The sequence below is a fragment of the Limnothrix sp. FACHB-1083 genome, assembly GCF_014696485.1.
Classification (GTDB): domain Bacteria; phylum Cyanobacteriota; class Cyanobacteriia; order CACIAM-69d; family CACIAM-69d; genus CACIAM-69d.
Window position 1 is genome coordinate 1 of the sequence record NZ_JACJQD010000009.1, and the last position, 18,916, is coordinate 18,916.

General features: G+C 55.1%; 13 protein-coding genes and 1 pseudogene. 6 read left to right on the top strand and 8 right to left on the bottom strand.

Features of this window, described 5'->3' with window-relative positions; all coding sequences use genetic code 11:
* Nucleotides 1-158: 158 nt before the first annotated feature.
* From pstB to H6F46_RS12435, 4 genes are all read right to left on the bottom strand, one after another.
* On the bottom strand, nt 159-953 hold the full coding sequence (gene pstB, locus H6F46_RS12420; RefSeq protein ID WP_190355035.1) for a phosphate ABC transporter ATP-binding protein PstB: 795 nt from the start codon (nt 951-953) through the stop codon (nt 159-161).
* A gap of 224 nt (nt 954-1,177) precedes the next feature.
* A complete protein-coding gene (gene pstA, locus H6F46_RS12425; RefSeq protein ID WP_099531983.1) occupies nt 1,178-2,089 on the bottom strand; it encodes a phosphate ABC transporter permease PstA in 912 nt (303 codons plus the stop codon).
* On the bottom strand, nt 2,089-3,015 hold the full coding sequence (gene pstC, locus H6F46_RS12430) for a phosphate ABC transporter permease subunit PstC (protein WP_099531982.1): 927 nt from the start codon (nt 3,013-3,015) through the stop codon (nt 2,089-2,091). The genes pstA and pstC overlap by 1 nt, the downstream gene beginning before the upstream one ends.
* A gap of 274 nt (nt 3,016-3,289) precedes the next feature.
* Complete coding sequence (locus H6F46_RS12435; protein WP_242027934.1) at nt 3,290-4,393, bottom strand: PstS family phosphate ABC transporter substrate-binding protein; 1,104 nt, start codon at nt 4,391-4,393, stop codon at nt 3,290-3,292.
* A 567-nt stretch (nt 4,394-4,960) separates the two neighbouring features.
* Here H6F46_RS12435 and H6F46_RS12440 point away from each other — a divergent pair.
* From H6F46_RS12440 to H6F46_RS12450, 3 genes are all read left to right on the top strand, one after another.
* Nucleotides 4,961-7,786: a calcium-binding protein gene (locus H6F46_RS12440; RefSeq protein WP_190355036.1), complete on the top strand. Its 2,826-nt coding sequence runs from the start codon at nt 4,961-4,963 to the stop codon at nt 7,784-7,786.
* A gap of 570 nt (nt 7,787-8,356) precedes the next feature.
* Nucleotides 8,357-9,352 carry a sugar transferase gene (locus H6F46_RS12445; protein ID WP_190355037.1) on the top strand — a complete coding sequence of 332 codons (996 nt, stop codon included), beginning with the start codon at nt 8,357-8,359 and terminating at the stop codon, nt 9,350-9,352.
* A gap of 13 nt (nt 9,353-9,365) precedes the next feature.
* Complete coding sequence (locus H6F46_RS12450) at nt 9,366-9,977, top strand: ATP-binding protein (RefSeq protein WP_190355038.1); 612 nt, start codon at nt 9,366-9,368, stop codon at nt 9,975-9,977.
* Between the two features lie 29 nt (nt 9,978-10,006).
* On the opposite strand, the gene H6F46_RS12455 is transcribed toward H6F46_RS12450, so the two are convergent.
* The 3 genes from H6F46_RS12455 to H6F46_RS12465 all read right to left on the bottom strand — a co-directional run bounded on the left by H6F46_RS12455 (nt 10,007) and on the right by H6F46_RS12465 (nt 14,472).
* On the bottom strand, nt 10,007-11,203 hold the full coding sequence (locus tag H6F46_RS12455) for a glycosyltransferase family 2 protein (protein WP_190355039.1): 1,197 nt from the start codon (nt 11,201-11,203) through the stop codon (nt 10,007-10,009).
* A gap of 207 nt (nt 11,204-11,410) precedes the next feature.
* Nucleotides 11,411-13,309, bottom strand: a complete 1,899-nt coding sequence (gene dnaK, locus H6F46_RS12460; protein ID WP_099531974.1) for a molecular chaperone DnaK — start codon at nt 13,307-13,309, stop codon at nt 11,411-11,413.
* A gap of 368 nt (nt 13,310-13,677) precedes the next feature.
* The gene (locus H6F46_RS12465; RefSeq protein ID WP_190355040.1) at nt 13,678-14,472 is read right to left on the bottom strand and encodes an SDR family oxidoreductase; all 795 of its coding nucleotides are present in this window, start codon (nt 14,470-14,472) and stop codon (nt 13,678-13,680) included.
* Nucleotides 14,473-14,797: 325 nt separating this feature from the next.
* On the opposite strand from H6F46_RS12465, the gene H6F46_RS12470 reads away from it, so the two are divergent.
* The 3 genes and pseudogenes from H6F46_RS12470 to trmD all read left to right on the top strand — a co-directional run.
* Nucleotides 14,798-15,772, top strand: a complete 975-nt coding sequence (locus tag H6F46_RS12470) for an alpha/beta hydrolase (protein WP_190355041.1) — start codon at nt 14,798-14,800, stop codon at nt 15,770-15,772.
* A 257-nt stretch (nt 15,773-16,029) separates the two neighbouring features.
* Complete coding sequence (locus tag H6F46_RS12475; protein ID WP_099531970.1) at nt 16,030-16,677, top strand: alpha/beta hydrolase; 648 nt, start codon at nt 16,030-16,032, stop codon at nt 16,675-16,677.
* Between the two features lie 271 nt (nt 16,678-16,948).
* Nucleotides 16,949-17,611 (top strand): annotated as a pseudogene (trmD, locus tag H6F46_RS19360) (tRNA (guanosine(37)-N1)-methyltransferase TrmD); the annotation flags it as partial.
* Nucleotides 17,612-18,123: 512 nt separating this feature from the next.
* Here the strand turns inward: trmD and H6F46_RS12485 are convergent.
* Nucleotides 18,124-18,546: a helix-turn-helix transcriptional regulator gene (locus H6F46_RS12485; RefSeq protein WP_190355043.1), complete on the bottom strand. Its 423-nt coding sequence runs from the start codon at nt 18,544-18,546 to the stop codon at nt 18,124-18,126.
* Nucleotides 18,547-18,916 lie beyond the last annotated feature (370 nt).

Genomic DNA, 18,916 nt, shown 5'->3' on the forward strand with positions numbered 1-18,916 from the left:
AATCGTCGATTTTGCAGAACAGAGCTTCTAGACTGAGCATGACGGGGTTGGGTTGAGGGCTTTTTTGTTAATGCCTCAGCTTAACCAGCCCCGTCTTTCTTCCGCTCCCCTTATCCCGAACTGACGTTTCGTTTAGGGTTCTGGTTGGGGCCGAAGTTTTAGCCGAATCGACCGGTTACATAATCGCGAGTGGCTTCTTCCACGGGATCGTGGAAAATACGTTCCGTGCGATCGTACTCCACCAAATAGCCAACCTTGTTGCCCGAGTCGGTGGCTTGGGCGTTGAAAAAGGCCGTGCGATCGCTCACCCGCGAAGCCTGTTGCATGTTGTGGGTCACGATCACGATCGTGTAGTCACCACTCAGTTCCTTAATCAATTCCTCAATGCGGAGGGTGGAAATCGGATCCAAGGCCGAGCAAGGCTCATCCATCAGGATCACTTCCGGTTGAATGGCCACCGCGCGGGCAATGCAAAGGCGCTGTTGTTGTCCACCAGAGAGGGCCAAGCCACTGTCGCGCAGCTTGTCTTTCACCTCATCCCAAAGGGCAGCCCGCCGCAGAGAGCTTTCAACTAGCTCATCCATGTTGCCGCGATAGCCATTGATGCGGGCCCCAAAGGCAATGTTTTCGTAAATGGATTTGGGGAAGGGATTCGGGCGCTGGAACACCATCCCAATGCGGCTACGGATGGAAACGGCATCGACCTTGGGGCCGTAGAGGTCTTCTTCGTTGTAGGTAATTTGTCCCTCAACACGGGCGCTGGGAACCAGGTCATTCATCCGGTTAAAGCAACGCAAAATCGTGCTCTTGCCACAACCGGAGGGGCCAATGAAGGCCACAATTTCGCCCCGTGGGATGTCTAGTGATGCGTCGCGCACCGCGATGCTGGAACCGTAGTAGACCGAGACCGATCGGGCAGATAACACCGCATTGGACGTGACAGAAGATTGCATACCAGTCAAACCTGAACTGAAAAGTGAAGAAGCAAGGGAGAAGGTCGAAACATCAGCATCCAGCGCGGTCGATCTCAACCCCATCGTCAAGATCCGGTGATTACGGGCCATGAGCAGGCTATGAGTCCTAATCCGATCGATCAACCGCAGAACGTTTGCAGAACTATAAAACGTGCCGGTCACCAGAATTCCCAAAAAACCAGGAATTCTAGGAATCCTAAGAACTAGTTAAGAGTTTTCTGGAACCGGTTGCGCAACAAAATTGCCGTGCCATTCATGGCCAGCAGAACAATCATCAAAACGACAATCCCGGCGGCGGCGTTGATGTGGAAACCTTGCTGAGGTCGGGAGACCCAGTTGTAGATTTGGATCGGCAGCGCCGTGAAGGGGCTTTGGGGATTGTTGGGGATGAAGGGAACGAAGGTTAAGGCTCCAATGGTGATCAGCGCGGCGGTTTCCCCGATCGCCCGGGACAGGGCCAAAATGGTTCCCGTCAAAATCCCCGGCAGGGCCAGCGGCAACACATGGGCCGAAACCACCTCCCAACGGGTTGCCCCCAGCGCAAAGCCTGCCTGACGCAGACCGTCGGGGACGGTGCGCAGGGCTTCGCGGGTGGCCACGATGATCACCGGCAAAATCAGCAATGAGAGGGTTAGGGCCCCGGTCAGAACGCTGCGGCCGCCAGTGATGGGTTGCAGCCAGCGGGCAAACACCTGCAATCCCAGCAAACCATAAATGATCGAGGGTACGCCAGCCAGGTTGGAGATGTTGATCTCAATCAGGCGAGACCACCAGGATTCGAGCGAGAACTCTTCCAGGTACAGGCCCGCACCCACCCCGATCGGGAAAGCAATCAGCGCCGTCAGCACCAGCAGCCAAATGGAACCGCCCAACGCCGCGCCCACCCCGGCCAATTCCGGCTTGCGCGAGGGCAGGCTCGTGATGAATTGCCAGCTAATGCGGGGCATTCCATCAATGAAGGTATCCACCAGCAGCACCACCAAAACCAGGATGGCGAACCCGGTGGCCACCCAGGTGGCTCCAGCAAAGATATTGTCCTTGACGTAGCGCTGATCCAGACGAGGGTTGAAGAGCAACGCGCGCGATCGCCCTTGGGATTCGTTTGAAATAGCCATTAGTCGTATTTTTCCTGGAAGCGACGCACAAACCAAAAGCTGAACACGTTCAACACCAGGGTCATCACAAACAGGGTGGTACCCACTGCGAACAGGGTTCGGTAGGCGATCGACCCGGCCGGCGTATCCCCAAGGCTGACCTGCACGATGTAGGCCGTCATGGTCATGGCGGAAACAAAAGGATTCAGACCCAAGGTGGCATTCTGACCCGCTGCAATCGCCACGATCATGGTTTCCCCGATCGCCCGCGACACTGCCAAAATCACCGAAGCCACAATCCCCGACAGGGCCGCTGGCAACACGACTGAAATGATGGTTTCGCGCTTCGTGGCCCCCAGAGCATAGGAACCATCTCGCAAACTGCGAGGCACGGCATAGATCGCATCTTCACTCAGGGAGGCAATCAGCGGCGTGATCGCCACACCCAACACAATCCCCGCACTCAGGGCATTAAACCCTTGCAGTCCGGGGATGATTTTCTGAAGCAGCGGCGTGACGAACAGCAAAGCAAAGTAGCCATAGACCACCGTGGGCACACCCGCCAACACCTCCAGGGCCGGCTTCAGCACCTGTCGCACCTTGGGGCTGGCATATTCACTCAGGCAAACGGCCGACAGCAGACCCAAGGGCAACGCCACCAAAATGGCGATTCCCGTGGTGAGCACCGTGGCGCTGATCAGGACAATGATCCCGAATTGGGCGCTGGCAAAGAGCGGAGTCCAGCGGGTTTCTGTGAAAAATCGCCAAACGGGAATGATTCTGAAGAAATCGATCGTCTCAAAGATCAGGGTGAAAACAATCCCGATCGTTGTGGCGACCGATACAAATGAAAAAAGACCCAAAATCAGTCGAACGATCAACTCTGTACGGTGACTCGCTTGACGATTGGGCTGCCAAAGTGCGCGATCGCGCAGGGAACTCTCCATAGGGAAGGGGTGCGGGAACCCGCCAAAACCTTTTCGATTTTCTCTAGATTTAACTGCAAACCGGCAATCGGCTGATCAACCACTCAGCACCTGTCGCATCGCCTTGACCACGGAGCAAGGTGACCGAAGCATTGTCCATGCTGGATGCTCGGCCCCAAACGCTCCTGTTCAAGAATCTGCCACAAGCCAAGGGATGATCAGCCCTGCCATCTAAAGCCCCTGTGAGGATTTTAAAGACCCAGGCGATCGCCCCTCAGCACCAGGCTGAACCCGTTTACTTCTTCTCGGCACCGCCAGCCTTTTCAGCCGCCAGCAGATCCGACAGCTTAGCCCCAGCCGGAGCCTTGCCACCGAACACAGAACCGGTCACTCCCTTCTCCAGGCGCTCCTTCGCCAGCGTCAGCACCTCATCGGGCAGCGGCAGATAGCCCGTATCCGCAATGATTTGCTTGTTAGCCGCATCAATCTGGAATGCCACAAAGGCCTTCACCTCAGGACGGCTGAGGGCATCCTTGCGGACGTAAATGAATTCCGGACGCGACAGGGGGTTATAGGAACCATCAGCGATCGAAGCAGCGCTCGGAGCAACGCACTTGCCGCTCTTACCCTTGATTTCCACCAGCTTCAGCTTATCCTTGTTTGCTTCGTAATAGGCATAGCCAAAGAAGCCCAAGGAGCCTTCATCACCCGACACGCCCTGCACAATCACATTGTCGTCTTCGCTCGGCGTGTAGTCCCCACGGCTCTTACCTTCCTCGCCGGTAATGGCCTTGGTGAAGTAGTCATAGGTTCCCGAATCCGTACCGGGGCCGTAGAGGGTCATCGGCTTGTCGGGGAATTTCGGATCCACATCCTTCCAGCTCTTCACCTTGCCTTCGGCGGCCGGTTCCCACATCTTCTTGAGCTGATCAACGCTCAAGCAGGTGGCGAAGTCGTTTTTGGGGTTCACCACCACCGAGAGACCATCAAAGGAGATGGGCAGCTCCACATATTCCACGTTGCCCTTCTTACAGAGTTCAATTTCTTCTGTTTTGATGGGTCGCGAAGCGTTGGAAATATCGGTTTCCCCGGCGCAGAACTTCTTGAAACCGCCACCGGTTCCCGACGATCCCACAATCACCTTGGTGCTGGTGTTGACTTTCATGAACTCTTCAGCCATGGCTTCCGAAATCGGAAACACGGTGCTGGAGCCATCAACCTTAACGGTGGCTGTTGCTTCCGCAGCGGCGGGGCTAGCACCGGCAGCGGGGCTTTCGCCAGCGGCGGGGCTGTTGCCTGCTTGGGGTGCGCCACCGCAGGCGGCTAGGGAGAGGGCCAGGGCTGCGATCGAGCCAGCAGCCGCGTGACGGGTCATTCGACGCAGGAGTGAGTAATTCATAGAGCTTCCGTAAGGGGTGAAGTCAATCAACCGATCGAGTCTGAGGTCTGAAATCTGAAACCTGATTTGAAATCGGCGATGAGCTGAAGTCGAGTGGGTTGCTTGACGAGGAAACTGCCTCGCGGCGGCTAAAACTGCCGATTGCGCCGCCCGTTGGTGTGTGGTGAATAATGACAGGGGCAAACGGCGGCTAGCATAAACCGCTTGGGTAAAGAAAAGGTTAATGGGGCTGATCCGCTTGCTGTCGCGATCGCTACAAATTTCTGGTTTTTGGGCCCAGACCCTTACCCACACAAGGCCGGCTGATGATCTCTGGCTCCCTCAGTGGAAATTTCGCTCATCCGCTTGGGTATAGTTAAATTGGGGCTGCATCTTAAGGTTTCTTTTAAAGTTTTCGTAAATCTCACCCCAAAGCCCCGATTTTCCGATTTGCGTCAGACCAAGCCGCGCGATCGTCAAATCCGGTCTTTGGTCGCCGCCTTTGTCGCTCGGTTAATCAGCTGCGGCAGGGTTAATTGATTGTCTACGTCCTTTTCTTAATTTCTTCGATCGTCACGAGGAAGCATCATGCCTACCACCCTGACCCCCGGCGACATCGCGATCATCCGCTATGTAAGAACTCCTGCTGCTTTCACCTTCACTAATCTTGTTGAGTTAGATGCGGGGACGGTAATCTACTTCACCAATAATGGATGGATTTCCACTCCCACCAGTGAAGGTTTTAGGAATGCTAGCTCCACCGATTACAACGGTGGCGAACAGCTCATTAAATTTACTGCTACGACCAAGATCCCAGCCAACACCTACATATCAACAACAGAACCCTTGTCTGCTTTGTGGTCTTGGGACAGCTCTGGCCAGATCAACACCTCGGAACCGGTTGGTTCCAACAACCAATATGGTTCCCTTTCCCTTAACTCAGCTGGGGACCAAATCATAGCTTTTCAATCGACAAACGCAGCTAACCCTTTATTCTCAGGGTTTACGCCGGTCTTTCAAGTTGACAATACGGGCGCATTTGAGAACGCCACTACCACAGCTACTAGCCTGCTTGCTAGTGGCTTAACGGAAAGCTCAACGGCTGTCAAACTGTCGTCATCAACTCCTTCTAATAATTCTGGGCAACTCAAGGCATGGACTCCCAAAGCCGACAAAAGTGCTTGGTTGTCATACGTTGGGAATCCCAACAACTGGCAAACATCAATTACGCAAATCCCCGTCAGCCTGTCATTTGATCTGGCATCCTTGACAACTCTGTCATCGAACGCAACATCCTTCACAATTGATGAGGAAGAGCCTTTAAATAATGCAGTCATTCAAGTCACTACAACTTCACCAGTTGCGAGTGATCAAACCATTGAAATTGAGTTGGGAGGAAATGCAACAAGACTCAATGACTCAAAATCAAATGCCTCAATTGCAGACTATGAAATTCATGATGGTGATCCGGCTCCAAACTCATTAAAGATCATTATTCCAGCCGGTGAAACAAAAGGCGTTCTTGTTCTTAATCCAGCAGAACCCCAGATTTCAACATTCTCAGATGCCGATAGTAATGATGAGACCATCACCCTCACTCTGAAAAATCCATCGCCTGGACTATCCCTGTCTAGCATCGTATCCCAAACCATTACTATCAAAGATGATGATTTACTAACGCCAGGATTACTGGTTACGCCGACCACTGGACTCACAACGGCAGAAAGTGGCAGTAAAACGACATCCTTTGACGTAAAGCTTAAATCTCAGCCCACAGATGATGTAAAAATTAGCTTGACCAGTTCCAATACTGCTGAAGGAACGGTTTCCGTAACTCCTCTCACCTTCACTAAAGATAACTGGAACAGTACTCAGTCAGTTACAGTAACTGGTGTTAATGATGATGTGGACGACGGAGATCAGCCCTATAAAATCGACCTGAAGTCAAGCTCTCCGGATGGAAAATATGATGCGCTAACTGCATCGGTGAGCTTGACCAATACTGATGATGATGTTGCTGGAATTGAGCGGACACCAGCATCAGGATTAGTCACTACAGAGTCGGGTGGTACAGCAAAATTTGATCTAAAGTTGACCTCTCAGCCAACCAGCCCAGTGAAAATTAGTCTGGTTAGCTCCAACACGGCTGAAGGAACTGTCTCGCCTGCTTCAGTTGAGTTCAACAATACCAACTGGAACACAGCGCAACCTATTACGGTTACAGGTGTTGACGACTCCATTGTTGATGGTACGGTTGCTTACAAAATCACCGGCTCAGTGACAACTGGCGACTCTAAGTACACGTCACTGTCACCGTTTGAAATTACAGCAACCAACACCGATAACGATACGACTGGTGGGGGTGGTTCCTCTGGAGGCGGCACGTCGGGAGGCGGCACTTCTGGAGGCACATCGGGAGGCGGCACACCAACCGGTGGAAGCAGCACACCAACCACCAGTGGCCCGGGAGTTGTGATCGATGCGTCGCGGGGCATTGTGATTAATGGCGGATCGAACTCGGGGTCAGGAGTCACGTTCCCGAATATCTCGACGGTTACGCCGATCGGCAGTTCGCGTGCTCCCGTTTGTAACCTAGCAACGCAGCCCGCGCCGCTGCCGCTGCCGGATTTACCCGGAGTGCAGTTTCGGCAGAACTCGATCGCCCAGCCGGCCACGTTGGGCCGCAACTCCAGCGATTTCATTACCGGATCGGGACGCAGCGAAGAAATTCGGGGTGGCGAGGGAGCCGATCGCATCTTTGGGCTAGGTGGCAACGATAACCTCTACGGTGATGCGGGCAACGACCAGCTCAACGGCAACGCGGGGGATGACGTGGTGCAAGGGGGCCCCGGGCGCGATCGCATCTTTGGGGGCAGTGGCCAAGATGCCCTTTGGGGCGGCCGAGATGATGATTTTCTGTGGGGTGATTTGGGCCAAGACCTGTTGGTGGGCGGCGCGGGCAATGACACCCTGTTTGGTGACCTTGATGGGGGAGTGACCCGAGATCTCCTGGGTAGCGAAGCGGATGCCGATCGCCTGTTGGGTGGCGAAGGTAATGATTTGTTGGTTGGTCAGAATGGTGACGATACCTTGGGTGGAGGCAATGGTAACGACACCCTCTTTGGCGGTTGGGGCAAAGATCTGCTGTTAGGCAACGATGGAGACGATTGGCTAGATGGTGGCCAAGGAGACGATACCTTGGGCGGTGGCGCGGGACGGGATACGTTCGTGTTGGGCGATCGCCCCGGAACCATCACGATTCTGGACTTTGAGCGAGGGGTCGATCGCATCACCGGCCTTGATTTTGGTCAGGTCACCTTCGAGTCTGTGGGCTGCGATACGAAGGTGCTGCTGGGTAATCGAGTGGTGGCATACCTGGTGGGTGCTCCCGCTGACGGCATTAGCGGCTTTTAGACCGGCTAGCTGAGGAAATGGGGCCGATTTTGAAGCGATCGGCTCCCTTTGCGGTATTGGTTTCTCAAAATTTGGGAGCCGGTTTCAGGGCGATCGACCCCTAGAATCCCTATCAGCTACGCCATCAATCGAGCACTATAGAAATATTTAGGAATTTCAAATGAAATCGATCGTCATCGATCAGAATCAGGCGCAAATGGCCAGTAACTGCCAACAGATGAGCTATATATGAATGAGCGGATCGAATATCCTAAAATTCGTCGTAGCTGACAGCATAATTGCTACCATTGCAAACCCGCACTGGTATTCTGACCGCAAAGGCAAAATCGGTGTTTAGGCCCTCAAAGTCTGAGTCATCGGTTAGGGGATGTCTGAAAAGCCAAAACGGCTATCTTGTGGGTCTCATTGATCGACGACAAGGGGCTTAGGCCCCCTGCCCCGAAGGCAGCTTTTGCGTTGCCAGTACCCCAAGTTACGTCTCAGACATTCTCCTAGGGGTGCAACAGGATATTCGTAACTGTCTTCAGTTTCAGGTTCAACTGCTAATCATCGCGTGATTCGCACGGTTCTATGACTTCGCAGCCGACTAGTATTGGTGTTTCAACTGTGGCTGGAACCACTGAAACGGTTCTTCATATCCCTGAGCGCCTCTCTGTTCTGGAAGCCGTTGATTTTAAGGACACCTGCAAAATGCTCTGTGAATCGGAATCGCTTCCGGTTCAAATCACTCTGGACTTCAGCCGCACCGCTTTTGTGGATAGCAGCGGTATCGGTGCATTGGTCAGCAGCTATAAGCTGGCCCATGCGACGGGTGTGAGCTTTGTGCTGCGGGATGTGCAGCCGCCAGTGATGGCTGTGCTGTCCATGACTGGTTTGGATGCGATGTTGCCGATCGAACGGGCCACCGCCCTCATGAGCGCCAAGGCTGCATCAGAAGAGGTGTTGCCACCGGCCACTCACCCCTCGGTGCGATCGTGGGTGAAGCGCACCCTCGATATTGCAGGTTCGCTGGTGGGGCTGACCATTTTGGGCGTTTTGTTTGTTCCCCTCGCGATCGCGATTCGTCTTGACAGCCCCGGCCCCATTCTCTTTAGCCAGTCCCGTTGTGGTTGGATGGGTAAGCGGTTTCGGCTTTGGAAATTTCGCTCCATGGTTTCTGATGCAGAAGCCCGGCGCAAGGAAGTTAAAAACCAAGCTGAGGGTGCGTTCTTCAAGAATGACAACGATCCCCGCATTACTCGCATTGGTCGTTTTTTACGCCGCACTAGCCTGGACGAGCTACCCCAATTCTGGAATGTGTTGCGGGGAGATATGAGCTTGGTGGGGACTCGGCCGCCCACGCCTGATGAGGTGGAGCGCTATGAGGTTCCCCAATGGCAGCGGTTAGATGTGCGTCCGGGAATGACCGGTGAGTGGCAGGTTAATGGGCGATCGACGGTGAAAAAATTTGAGGACGTGATTCGCCTAGACCTGAAATATCAGGAAAACTGGAGCTTGAAGCACGACTTAAAACTCATTCTCAAAACCGTCGCACTTCTGTTTTCCCGCAGCAGCGGCGCAATGTAGTTAGGCGAGTCACATGGGCGCGCGTCCTCAAGGTTCGATCAAATCAAACCGCTTTAAATCTCTGCGCGGCCGCCTTGCCTGGTTGCGAGATTGCTTGCGGCCCCGTCGCTGGCAGCAATGGTGGACTCAGGGGTTGGGGCCCCGTCTGCACCATTGGTGGGACTACCAAACGGATAACCGCTGGATGCCCACCAGCCATCAATCGCACCTGCACCTCACAACGGATCTTCAGGAACTGCCTTCGTTGTTGCAGTGGTTTGATGTCATTTTGAAGCGGGCTATTCCTGAATCGCTGCCGCCGCAATTTCTGTGGGAGTGCCAGTTGATTTTGACGGAAGGATTTACGAATGCGGCTCGCCATGCGCACCATCACCGCCCCCCACACACCCCGATCGTGGTTGAGGTGGGCCGTTGCGGACGTTGTTTAAATATTCAAATTTGGGACTACGGTGATCCTTTTGATTGGGATGCAAAGTTGGCTTTACTGAAACAAGAAAAACGCAATCCTTTGGAGAAGGAATCGGGGCGAGGATTGATGTTTATGGAGCAATTGTCGCGGCGGGTGCGTTACCGTCGCTATGGAAAGCGCAATTGCTTGATGGTTCAAAAATCGTTCCCCAGTTAGCTTTCCGGTTTGCTTGTTTGATTCAGGAGTTAAGAACTTTGGGTTAACGGGCGGCCGCGCCAAGTCCATCCCCAACCGGTTTCGACTTTGATGATTGAGGCGATCGCAATCGCGAAAACCAAAACGCCACCCACGCCCATCAGCCACCAGTAGCGTAGGGATTGGTCAGTTTGTTGGGCGATCGCCCAGCGCATCCAGCAGACCGCGATCGTGGTGGCGAGTGCTAGCCCACAGGACGCAAAACCAAGGGGAGAGGGGCCGTCAATTAGTAGCCCGATCGCCCCGATTAACAACCCCAGCCAGGGCATGGCAAACACTTCAAATAACCCCGCTGCTGAGATCAGGGTTTTGGGGATGCTGTTTTGGTTGGCAATGTGCCAATGCTTAGTCCAACCTTCCCACAGGGCCGCAAAGTCCTGATACATCCGCACGCGCATTAACCCCAACCCCAGCGCGAAATGCAGCGATCGCCCACTTTGGCGAATCTGGCGAGCGAGGGCCAGGTCTTCGGTTAATTCATGGCCCACGGCAGCGTGGCCACCGATGGCGGCATAGCTCGATCGCCGAAAGAACATAAAGGGCCCCGCTGCAAAGGCCGTGGGCGATTTGGGATCGTTCAAGGTGCGGAAGTCAAAAGCAATGGCCATGGCGCTGGCCACAATGGGCTGCACCAACCATTCTGAGAGGCAGCCACAAACCAACAGGGGGGCACAACTGAGCAAGTCGATTTGTTGGCGATCGGCCAGGGTCAAGGCGGCCCCGATCGCCCCAGGAGCCAACCGCACATCGGCATCAATAAACAGCAGATAGTCTACGGTTTCCCCGATCGCCTCTGTCACTTGGGCACAGGCCCAGTTTTTGCCTAACCACAATTGCTCCGTGGGGCGCGGGGGCACTCGCAGCACCCGCAACCGGGCATCGGTGGGCATCAAGGCTGCGGCCAGGGCCAAGGTGCGATCGTTGGATTGGTCATCGGCAACCCACACTTGTAATTCCACATTGTCCGGCAGCTCACTGGCCAAGACCGATCGCACGCAATCAACGATGTTCACTTCTTCGTTGTAGGCGGGGATCACCACCGCGATCGATCGAGCCGGAATCTCCGCGAGCGTCACCGGCTCCAGCCGCGATGCACCGGCCAAGGACTGGCACGATCGCACCCAAAAGATCCCAATTCCTAACCCAGACAGGGCCAAGAGTCCATCCAGAATCAGCCAACCCACCATAGTCTCGTCACCCGTCTTGCCACTGCTGCTGTGCCTGGTATGGATTCGTACCCAATCAATGCACTCATCCTAAATGACAAGCGATCGGGTAGGGATAACCTGCCCGATCGCTCCTGAAATGACTCTGAAACAACCCTAAAACGAAGTGAATTTCAGCGGCTGAGCTTCACCTGAGTTTTAGCGCCAGGTTTTGCACCTGAGTTTGAGTTACTTCGTTTCCGAGAACTCCGCATCGATGACATCATCGCCATCGCCACCGGTCGAACTATCCCCAGTGGGTGCATCCGGAGCGGCCGCATCCGGGGCCCCTTGCTGATACACCGACGACCCGATCGTATACAGCGCCTGTTGCAAGGCCTCCACCTGGGTCTTGATGGCCGGGTAATCTTCCTTCTGCAACGCATCCTTCAGGCTGGCGATCGCGGCCTCGGCCGTGGCCTTTTGGTCGTCGGAGATCTTGTCTTCCAGTTCCTTCAGTTGCTTCTCAGCCTGGTAAACCAGCGAGTCGCCTTGGTTCTTCAGGTCGATTTGTTCGCGGCGCTCCTTGTCGGCGGCGGCGTTGCGTTCCGCATCCTGCACCATCCGATCCACATCGTCCTTCGGCAATGTCGAAGCACCCGTAATGCTGATCGACTGTTCCTTGCCTGTGCCCTTGTCCTTGGCGGTCACGTTCAGGATGCCGTTTGCATCGATGTCGAAGGTCACCTCAATTTGAGGCACACCCCGGGGCGCAGCCGGAATCCCATCCAAACGGAAGGTTCCCAAGCTCTTGTTATCGTTGGCGAACTCCCGCTCCCCTTGCAGAATGTGAATTTCCACATTGGTTTGGCCGTCGGCCGCCGTCGAGAACACTTCGGACTTCTTGGTGGGGATCGTGGTGTTGCGAGGGATGATCTTGGTCATCACGCCACCCAGGGTTTCCACACCCAACGACAGCGGAGTCACATCCAGCAGCAGGATGTCCTTAACTTCACCGGACAGCACGCCGCCTTGAATCGCAGCGCCCACGGCCACCACTTCATCGGGGTTGACGCTTTGGTTGGGTTCCTTGTCCAAAACGCGACGCACCAGGTCTTTGATGGCCGGGATCCGGGTTGAACCGCCCACCAACACCACTTCGTCAATGTCAGTCTTGGTTAGCTTGGCATCGCGCAGGGAGTTCTCAACGGGGATCCGGCAGCGATCGATCAGGTCAGCGCACAGCTCTTCAAACTTGGCCCGGGTCAGGGTCAAGTCCAAGTGCTTGGGCCCGTCCTGGGTTGCCGTAATGAAGGGCAGGTTAATTTCGGCTTGGGTAACGCTCGACAGCTCAATCTTGGCCTTTTCGGCGGCTTCCGTCAGCCGTTGCAGAGCTTGCTTGTCCTTGCGCAGGTCAATGCCTTCGCTGGCTTGGAACGTGTCGGCCAGGAAATCCACAATCTGCTTGTCGAAGTCATCGCCGCCCAGGTGGGTATCCCCCGAGGTGGCCAACACTTCAAACACGCCATCGCCCACTTCCAGCACCGATACGTCAAACGTACCGCCGCCCAAGTCGAAAACCAAAATCGTTTCGTTTTCTTTTTTATCAAGACCGTAAGCCAACGATGCAGCGGTCGGTTCGTTGATAATCCGCAGCACTTCTACGCCTGCGATTTTGCCTGCGTCTTTGGTGGCTTGGCGTTGGGAGTCATTAAAGTATGCGGGAACCGTAATGACCGCTTGGGTAACGGGTTCACCGATATATTTGCTGGCATCTTCGATCAGCTTGCGCAGCACTTGGGCGGAAATTTGTTCCGGAGCGTATTTTTCACCCTTGGCCGTGCAGTTGATGCGGACGTTTCCACCAACGTTGTCTACGTTGTAGGCCACTTCGGTGGCTTCGTGGGTGATTTCTTCAAAGCGACGACCAATGAAGCGCTTGACCGAGTAGAAGGTGTTCTCGGGGTTCATCACCGCTTGGCGCTTGGCAATTTGACCAACGAGTTTGTCGCCGTTTTTTGCGTAGGCCACGACTGAAGGGGTTGTTCTGAAACCTTCGGCGTTGGCGATGACGGTGGGTTTGCCGCCTTCCATTACGGCAACGCAAGAGTTGGTGGTTCCGAGGTCAATTCCGACGACTTTGGCCATAGGGGTATTGCTGCTTCTGAGGCGATTGGGAAAATTTGGCTGTATTTCTTGCTTTCTATAGTGGTTCGTGGGGGCGAGATGATGAAGGGGTATTTACCGAACCGGCTTGATGGCGGTTTTAGGCGTTGGGGTCATGGTTGAGGCAAGGTTGGGCCCTGGCGATCGCCCCTTGGGAAACCGCCAGGGATACCTACGAGAGCTGGTGATCTGGTTTTGATTCACAGCAAATTTGGAATGAATTTGGGGTGCATTGGGATCAATTTGGGGATCGATGGGATCGATCTCAATCACTCGTAAATTGATCAAATTGAGCTAGTTAAATTGAGCACCCCAAGCGCGATCGACTGCCTGGGGTGCTCATGGGGATGCTAAGCCTCGGATCCTGTGGAAGCGGATCGAAACAGCTTCCCAATCCCTTGGATTAAGCTGCTGCGGGGCATGAATCGGCCGGCGTTCACCAAAATTTGATTGGCCAAGCCGCCCGTAACGCAATTGGGCTTCCCTTGGGCGATCGCCTGGAGTGCCTCTTGAACAACGGCTTCGGGAGTGGCGATATCGTTGGGCATCTTCAGGCTGCCGGGGAATTCGGCCGCCGCAGCAAAGTTGGTTGCGGTGGGGCCCGGACAAAGGGCCATCACCCGCACGCCCCGGCCTTGGCACTCAACCCACAGGCCCTCGCTGAAGCTGAGGACGAAGGCCTTGGTGGCGGCATAGAGCGAGAGGTAGGGAATGGGCTGAAAGGCAGCGGTGGAGGCAACGTTGATGATTTGTCCTTGGCCCCGATCGAGCATGGGTTGCAAGAAGTGGTGTGTTAGCTCCGTCAGGGCCACCACGTTCAGGTTCAACATGGCCCGCTGCTTGGCCAAGTCCCGAGTGGCGAATTCCCCAAAGTCTCCGAAGCCAGCATTGTTAATTAACCAGTCGATCGGCTGACCAAGGGCTTTGACTTGGGCGGCCAACTGGTCGGCCGCGCCCGGCTCACTGAGGTCAAGCGGCAGGGCGATCGCCTGGATCCCAAATTGGGTAGTTAGGGACTGGGCTAACGGTTGGAGTTTTTCGGTCGATCGAGCCGTCAAAATCACACGCACACCACGGGCGGCCAGGGCTTGGGCAAAGGCTGCACCAATGCCACTAGAAGCGCCGGTAATTAGGGCTGTTGCCATGGAATAGTTTCTCAACTTGGGGCAATCAAGAAGGTTCAATCGTGAAGGAAAGCTTAGGATCGATACTGTGCCAATTGCGCCAATGGCACTGCTGGACAGGTTCCCAGGTAAATGCCGGTTTGGAAACCGTGCCATTCTGGACAACAGACCCCCATGAAGCAGCCGATAGTAATCGGGCATGGGTGGCGGGGCTAATCAGCGGTCAGATGTAGCCTGATACAGATGCCTGAACGAATGCCTGAACATTAGTACCTGACCCTATTTTGGGTTGAATTTTGGGTTGAAACAGGTATCAACCCGATTGAGAAAGGAGAAGGAGTGGATCATGGCTCGATCGATCAAACAACCTCAAGCAGTTCAGCAACCTCCCCTGTTGGGTCAACGTGCCATTCGCTGGATTGGCCGAGTCGGCAGCGTGGCCCTGGGAAGTAGCTTGGCGATTGCCTTGGCCGCCGGTCAGGCCCTGGCCCTAGATAAGTTAGTGTTGCGGTTACCGGGCCTGGGTGATGTGGATATCACCATGGCAGAGCTGAAAACCTTTGCGGAAACGGGGCAAGCCAGCGGCGACTTTGGGCAACTGCTGAGCGATCCCAACGTGGCCAAGCAAGTGAGCCGGGCTGATTTGCAACGGATTTTGAAAAGCCCCTTCCAAGTGGGCAGCGCGGCGGCTCGCACGGCTCCGTCCGTGTTGAAGAGCTGTCCCGGTGAGTTGGTGATCGGCTCCATTAGCCAGGTGCTGTATGCCGACAACGCCCAGGGCAATGCTCAGCCCCTGACCGCCGCGATCGAGAAGGTGTTGTCCCGCGCTTCGGCAGCACCCGTCACGGCCTTGGATGTGTTGATGCAGCTTGAACCGAAAACCATGACGGTGGATGCGGGGGAAGCACTCAAAATCTATACCCGCGTTAAAACCAAGGTGCAACCGATTATCAGCAAGGTGGGCGGTCTGACCGTGCGGGAACTGACCAGCATGGATTCGGCCAAGCTGAACCAACTGCTCTCAGAAGCCGGGGTGACCAGCAGCGATATCAGCAAGATTCAAGGGGCAATTCAGGCCTTTGGCACGATCGACCCGGGTTCTGACCTGGATAAACTGTTGCGCCAAGTGAATCTTGGTTCACTGCTGCAAAAGGCGGCGGCTGGGGACTTTTCGGCGTTGCTGTCGGAATTGGGATCGATCAACGTGAGCCAAATCGATCTGAAACCTTATGAAGGGCGCGTTAGTGGGTTCATGGCAGCCATGATGGAAGTCCTCGGGTTGCCGGTGAATCGGGGTGCAGCCTGTCGGGCGGTGATGTAAGACCCCTGCGGTTCTTGACGATTTCCCCTGACCCGGGCCGCCACACCGAGGCAGCAACCAGTCTGATTGAATTTGATCGCAAACTGACTTGCAAACAAACACCATTGCAAACTTGATTGCCATCAACCATCAATGCAGACTGGTTGCGACTCCCTGAAGTCTCTGATGCTGAAGCGTTGGCCGAAATGGTGCAAAAGCACTGTCACTCGACCACGAGTCCCCATCCCACGAGTCCCCATTCAAGGACGGTACTGCTGATGGTTATGTCTGTAGGTTCTCTCTTGTCGGATTCCGGGCCGGGGTGTGCGATCGCCCCTGCTAGCCCGCTGGGTGCTGCCCCGGCAAAATCCCTCTCTTGCCTGTTGCGTCGCGGGCGTTGGGCCCTGCTGGGGGCTGGAGCGGCGTTGTTGTCGCTGGCTCCCATGGCCCAGGCGGCGGATCAGGTTCAAATTCGCTATGGACCGATCGGGGTCAGTGCCACCCTGAAGGATCTGCAAGCCTTTGCGGCTGATAAACCGGTTTCCGATAGCTTTAATAGTTTGCTGGGTCAAATCGAATCCTATGGCAAAGTACCGCGCGATCGCCTGCGGGGCTATCTGAACACCTCGATCGACCTGAAAGTTTTGGGCATTGATCCCGCCGACGCAGTGAAACTGTCCTATGGTTTCGTGGGTGAGCGGTTGCTGAAGCGGGTGAGCGAAGTCATTTACCCCCCCTACGATCGGGGTAACTTCTACGCCCTGCGCGGGGCCCTAGTCACGGCGCTCATGGATGATGGCAAAATTTCGGTTTTGGAAGTGCTAGAAGACTACGGCCCCAGCGTCGTGCGCCTGGATGCGGCCGGAGCCATGGGCATGGCCAACGAAATTCGTGACGCGATCGGGCAATTCTTACCCGGTAAGTAATCTTATCCGGTCAGTAAAAGCCAGTGAGCGGGCGGACGGTGGCCGAAGTCTCGGTCAAGATTCTTTCAAAATTCGAGTCTTCCGCAATTTCCGAATTGCCGCCCCTTGCCAAACTGGGCTGCTCAACAGCTAGTCTAAACAACGCAATCAACGCAATCATTGGGGTGCTCAGGACATTGGTTTGGATGGCGACATTGCCCCAAGGCCAAGACCCACGACAAAACCCCCAGCGGTTGCGTTGTTTTAGCGCGTTTTTTTAGATTGTTCAACCATGCGCTTTGACCTTGTCACCCTGTTTCCAGACTTTTTTGAATCCCCCCTGCGATCGGGCTTGGTGGGCAAAGCGCTGCAAAAACAAATTGCCGAAGTCTTTGTCACCAATCCCCGGGACTTCGCCACGGACAAACATCGGAAAGTGGACGATGAACCCTACGGTGGTGGTGTGGGCATGGTGATGAAGCCGGAGCCGATCGCGGCGGCCCTCGACTCCTTGCCGCAACTGCCTCGTCGGGAAGTGATTTACTTCACGCCCCAGGGGCAACCCATGACCCAATCCCTGTTTAAGGCCCTATCTGCCAATTGCGATCAACTGGTGTTGCTCTGTGGGCATTACGAAGGGGTGGATGAGCGGGTGATGAGCCTGGTCGATCGGGAAGTATCCTTGGGGGATTTTGTGCTGACCTGCGGCGAAATTCCGGCCCTCACCCTCCTCAATGGGGTGTTGCGTCTTCAGCCGGGCACGGTGGGCAAGGAAGAATCCTTGAAGGCCGAAAGCTTTGAGGAACCGCTGCTGGATTATCCGCACTACACCCGGCCGCCGGAGTTTCGGGGGCTAACCGTGCCTGCGGTTTTGATGTCTGGAAATCACGGAGCGATCGAGCAATGGCGGCGCGAAGAACAAATTTTGCGAACCCGCGAGCGTCGTCCAGATTTGGATCGCCCCCCCGCCCCCTTGCCGACCCATCCCCCTTGCATGGGGCCCGATCAGTGGACTCAGGTGCAATGGGTGATTCAGCGCCTAGAAACCCACCAAATTCGCTACCAAGTGACGGGGGGCCTGGCGGGAAATCTCTATGGCTCCGCTTGGCCCCTGCATGATTTGGATGTTGATGTGGCGATCGCTGATTTTGATCGGGCCTATGCCTGCTTTCAAGATTGGGCGATCGCCCCGCCCGATCGCTACATTGACGCGGAATTTGACCTCTTATTATTATTGCGGCTCAATGTGAATGGGTTGTTGGTTGATCTTTGCGCTGACGAAGCCGCCTACGCCATTCGAGGGCAAAAACGCTTGCCCCTGAATACTGATCTCAAAACCGCCCATCGCACCCGCTACTTTGGCCAATCCCTATGGGTGCAGTCGCTCCATCATCTGATTGCCTACAAGGAACGGCTGGGGCGATCGGCCGATCTGGCTGAGCTGCGGCAACTGTTGCGCTAGGGCCGCTAATCATCCGGTTCCTGTAAATGCTCCAAGACCTGTTGATAGAGCACCAGGATGTGGCTGTCTTTGAGTCGGTAATAGACATGGCGGCCCTGTTTGCGGTAAGCCACCAAGCGCTGGCTGCGCAAGGCCCGCAACTGATGGGACACGGCCGATTCACTCATGCCAACGGCTTCGGCCAAGTCGCAAACACAGAGTTCTTGATGAACCAGGGCTGACAAAATCCGCAGGCGGTTTGGGTCACCCAACAGGGCAAACACCTCCGCCATCCGTTGGGCCATGTTGGTGGAAAGCACCCGATCGCCCAAGGCACTCTCCACCAAGGGAGCCGGTGTTGTTGATCCATCGGGCGATCGCTTGTCGATCGCCAAACGGGTTGAGGGACTTATCGTGGATAGCTCTATGCAGGAGTGATCGGCAGCCATACCCAGAATCCTTGTCAGTACTACGTTGCATTAACTGCCCGATGCCAAGCCCAGACCCCGTGCGGGAGTTATGGTGCTCTTAATTCTCTAGTACTACTCACTTGCGATCAAAACCAATCACAACCAGGGTACTGCGTTTCGTTTTTCGGGAACAGAGAACGAAAAATGATTGGCTTGTGTGAGGCGATAGGAGAAAACAATCCCTGAGCGAGGCTTCGAGAAGCGATCCCTATGGTTTCAAGATCCTTCCCACACCATATCGTGTCGCTTTCGGAGATGGATGAGCCTAGCAAGCCGGGATCACACCAGCCCAGCTCAGCTCCGTGGAAAATGAGAAGAGACTGGCCCCGAAGCGCAAAGCGCTGGAATC

Coding starts and splice junctions, on each gene's coding strand:
- pstB (WP_190355035.1), bottom strand. CDS start 953: ATGCAATCTTCTGTCACGTCCAATGCGGTGTTATCTGCCCGATCGGTC.
- pstA (WP_099531983.1), bottom strand. CDS start 2,089: ATGGCTATTTCAAACGAATCCCAAGGGCGATCGCGCGCGTTGCTCTTC.
- pstC (WP_099531982.1), bottom strand. CDS start 3,015: ATGGAGAGTTCCCTGCGCGATCGCGCACTTTGGCAGCCCAATCGTCAA.
- H6F46_RS12435 (WP_242027934.1), bottom strand. CDS start 4,393: ATGAATTACTCACTCCTGCGTCGAATGACCCGTCACGCGGCTGCTGGC.
- H6F46_RS12440 (WP_190355036.1), top strand. CDS start 4,961: ATGCCTACCACCCTGACCCCCGGCGACATCGCGATCATCCGCTATGTA.
- H6F46_RS12445 (WP_190355037.1), top strand. CDS start 8,357: ATGACTTCGCAGCCGACTAGTATTGGTGTTTCAACTGTGGCTGGAACC.
- H6F46_RS12450 (WP_190355038.1), top strand. CDS start 9,366: ATGGGCGCGCGTCCTCAAGGTTCGATCAAATCAAACCGCTTTAAATCT.
- H6F46_RS12455 (WP_190355039.1), bottom strand. CDS start 11,203: ATGGTGGGTTGGCTGATTCTGGATGGACTCTTGGCCCTGTCTGGGTTA.
- dnaK (WP_099531974.1), bottom strand. CDS start 13,309: ATGGCCAAAGTCGTCGGAATTGACCTCGGAACCACCAACTCTTGCGTT.
- H6F46_RS12465 (WP_190355040.1), bottom strand. CDS start 14,472: ATGGCAACAGCCCTAATTACCGGCGCTTCTAGTGGCATTGGTGCAGCC.
- H6F46_RS12470 (WP_190355041.1), top strand. CDS start 14,798: ATGGCTCGATCGATCAAACAACCTCAAGCAGTTCAGCAACCTCCCCTG.
- H6F46_RS12475 (WP_099531970.1), top strand. CDS start 16,030: ATGGTTATGTCTGTAGGTTCTCTCTTGTCGGATTCCGGGCCGGGGTGT.
- H6F46_RS12485 (WP_190355043.1), bottom strand. CDS start 18,546: ATGGCTGCCGATCACTCCTGCATAGAGCTATCCACGATAAGTCCCTCA.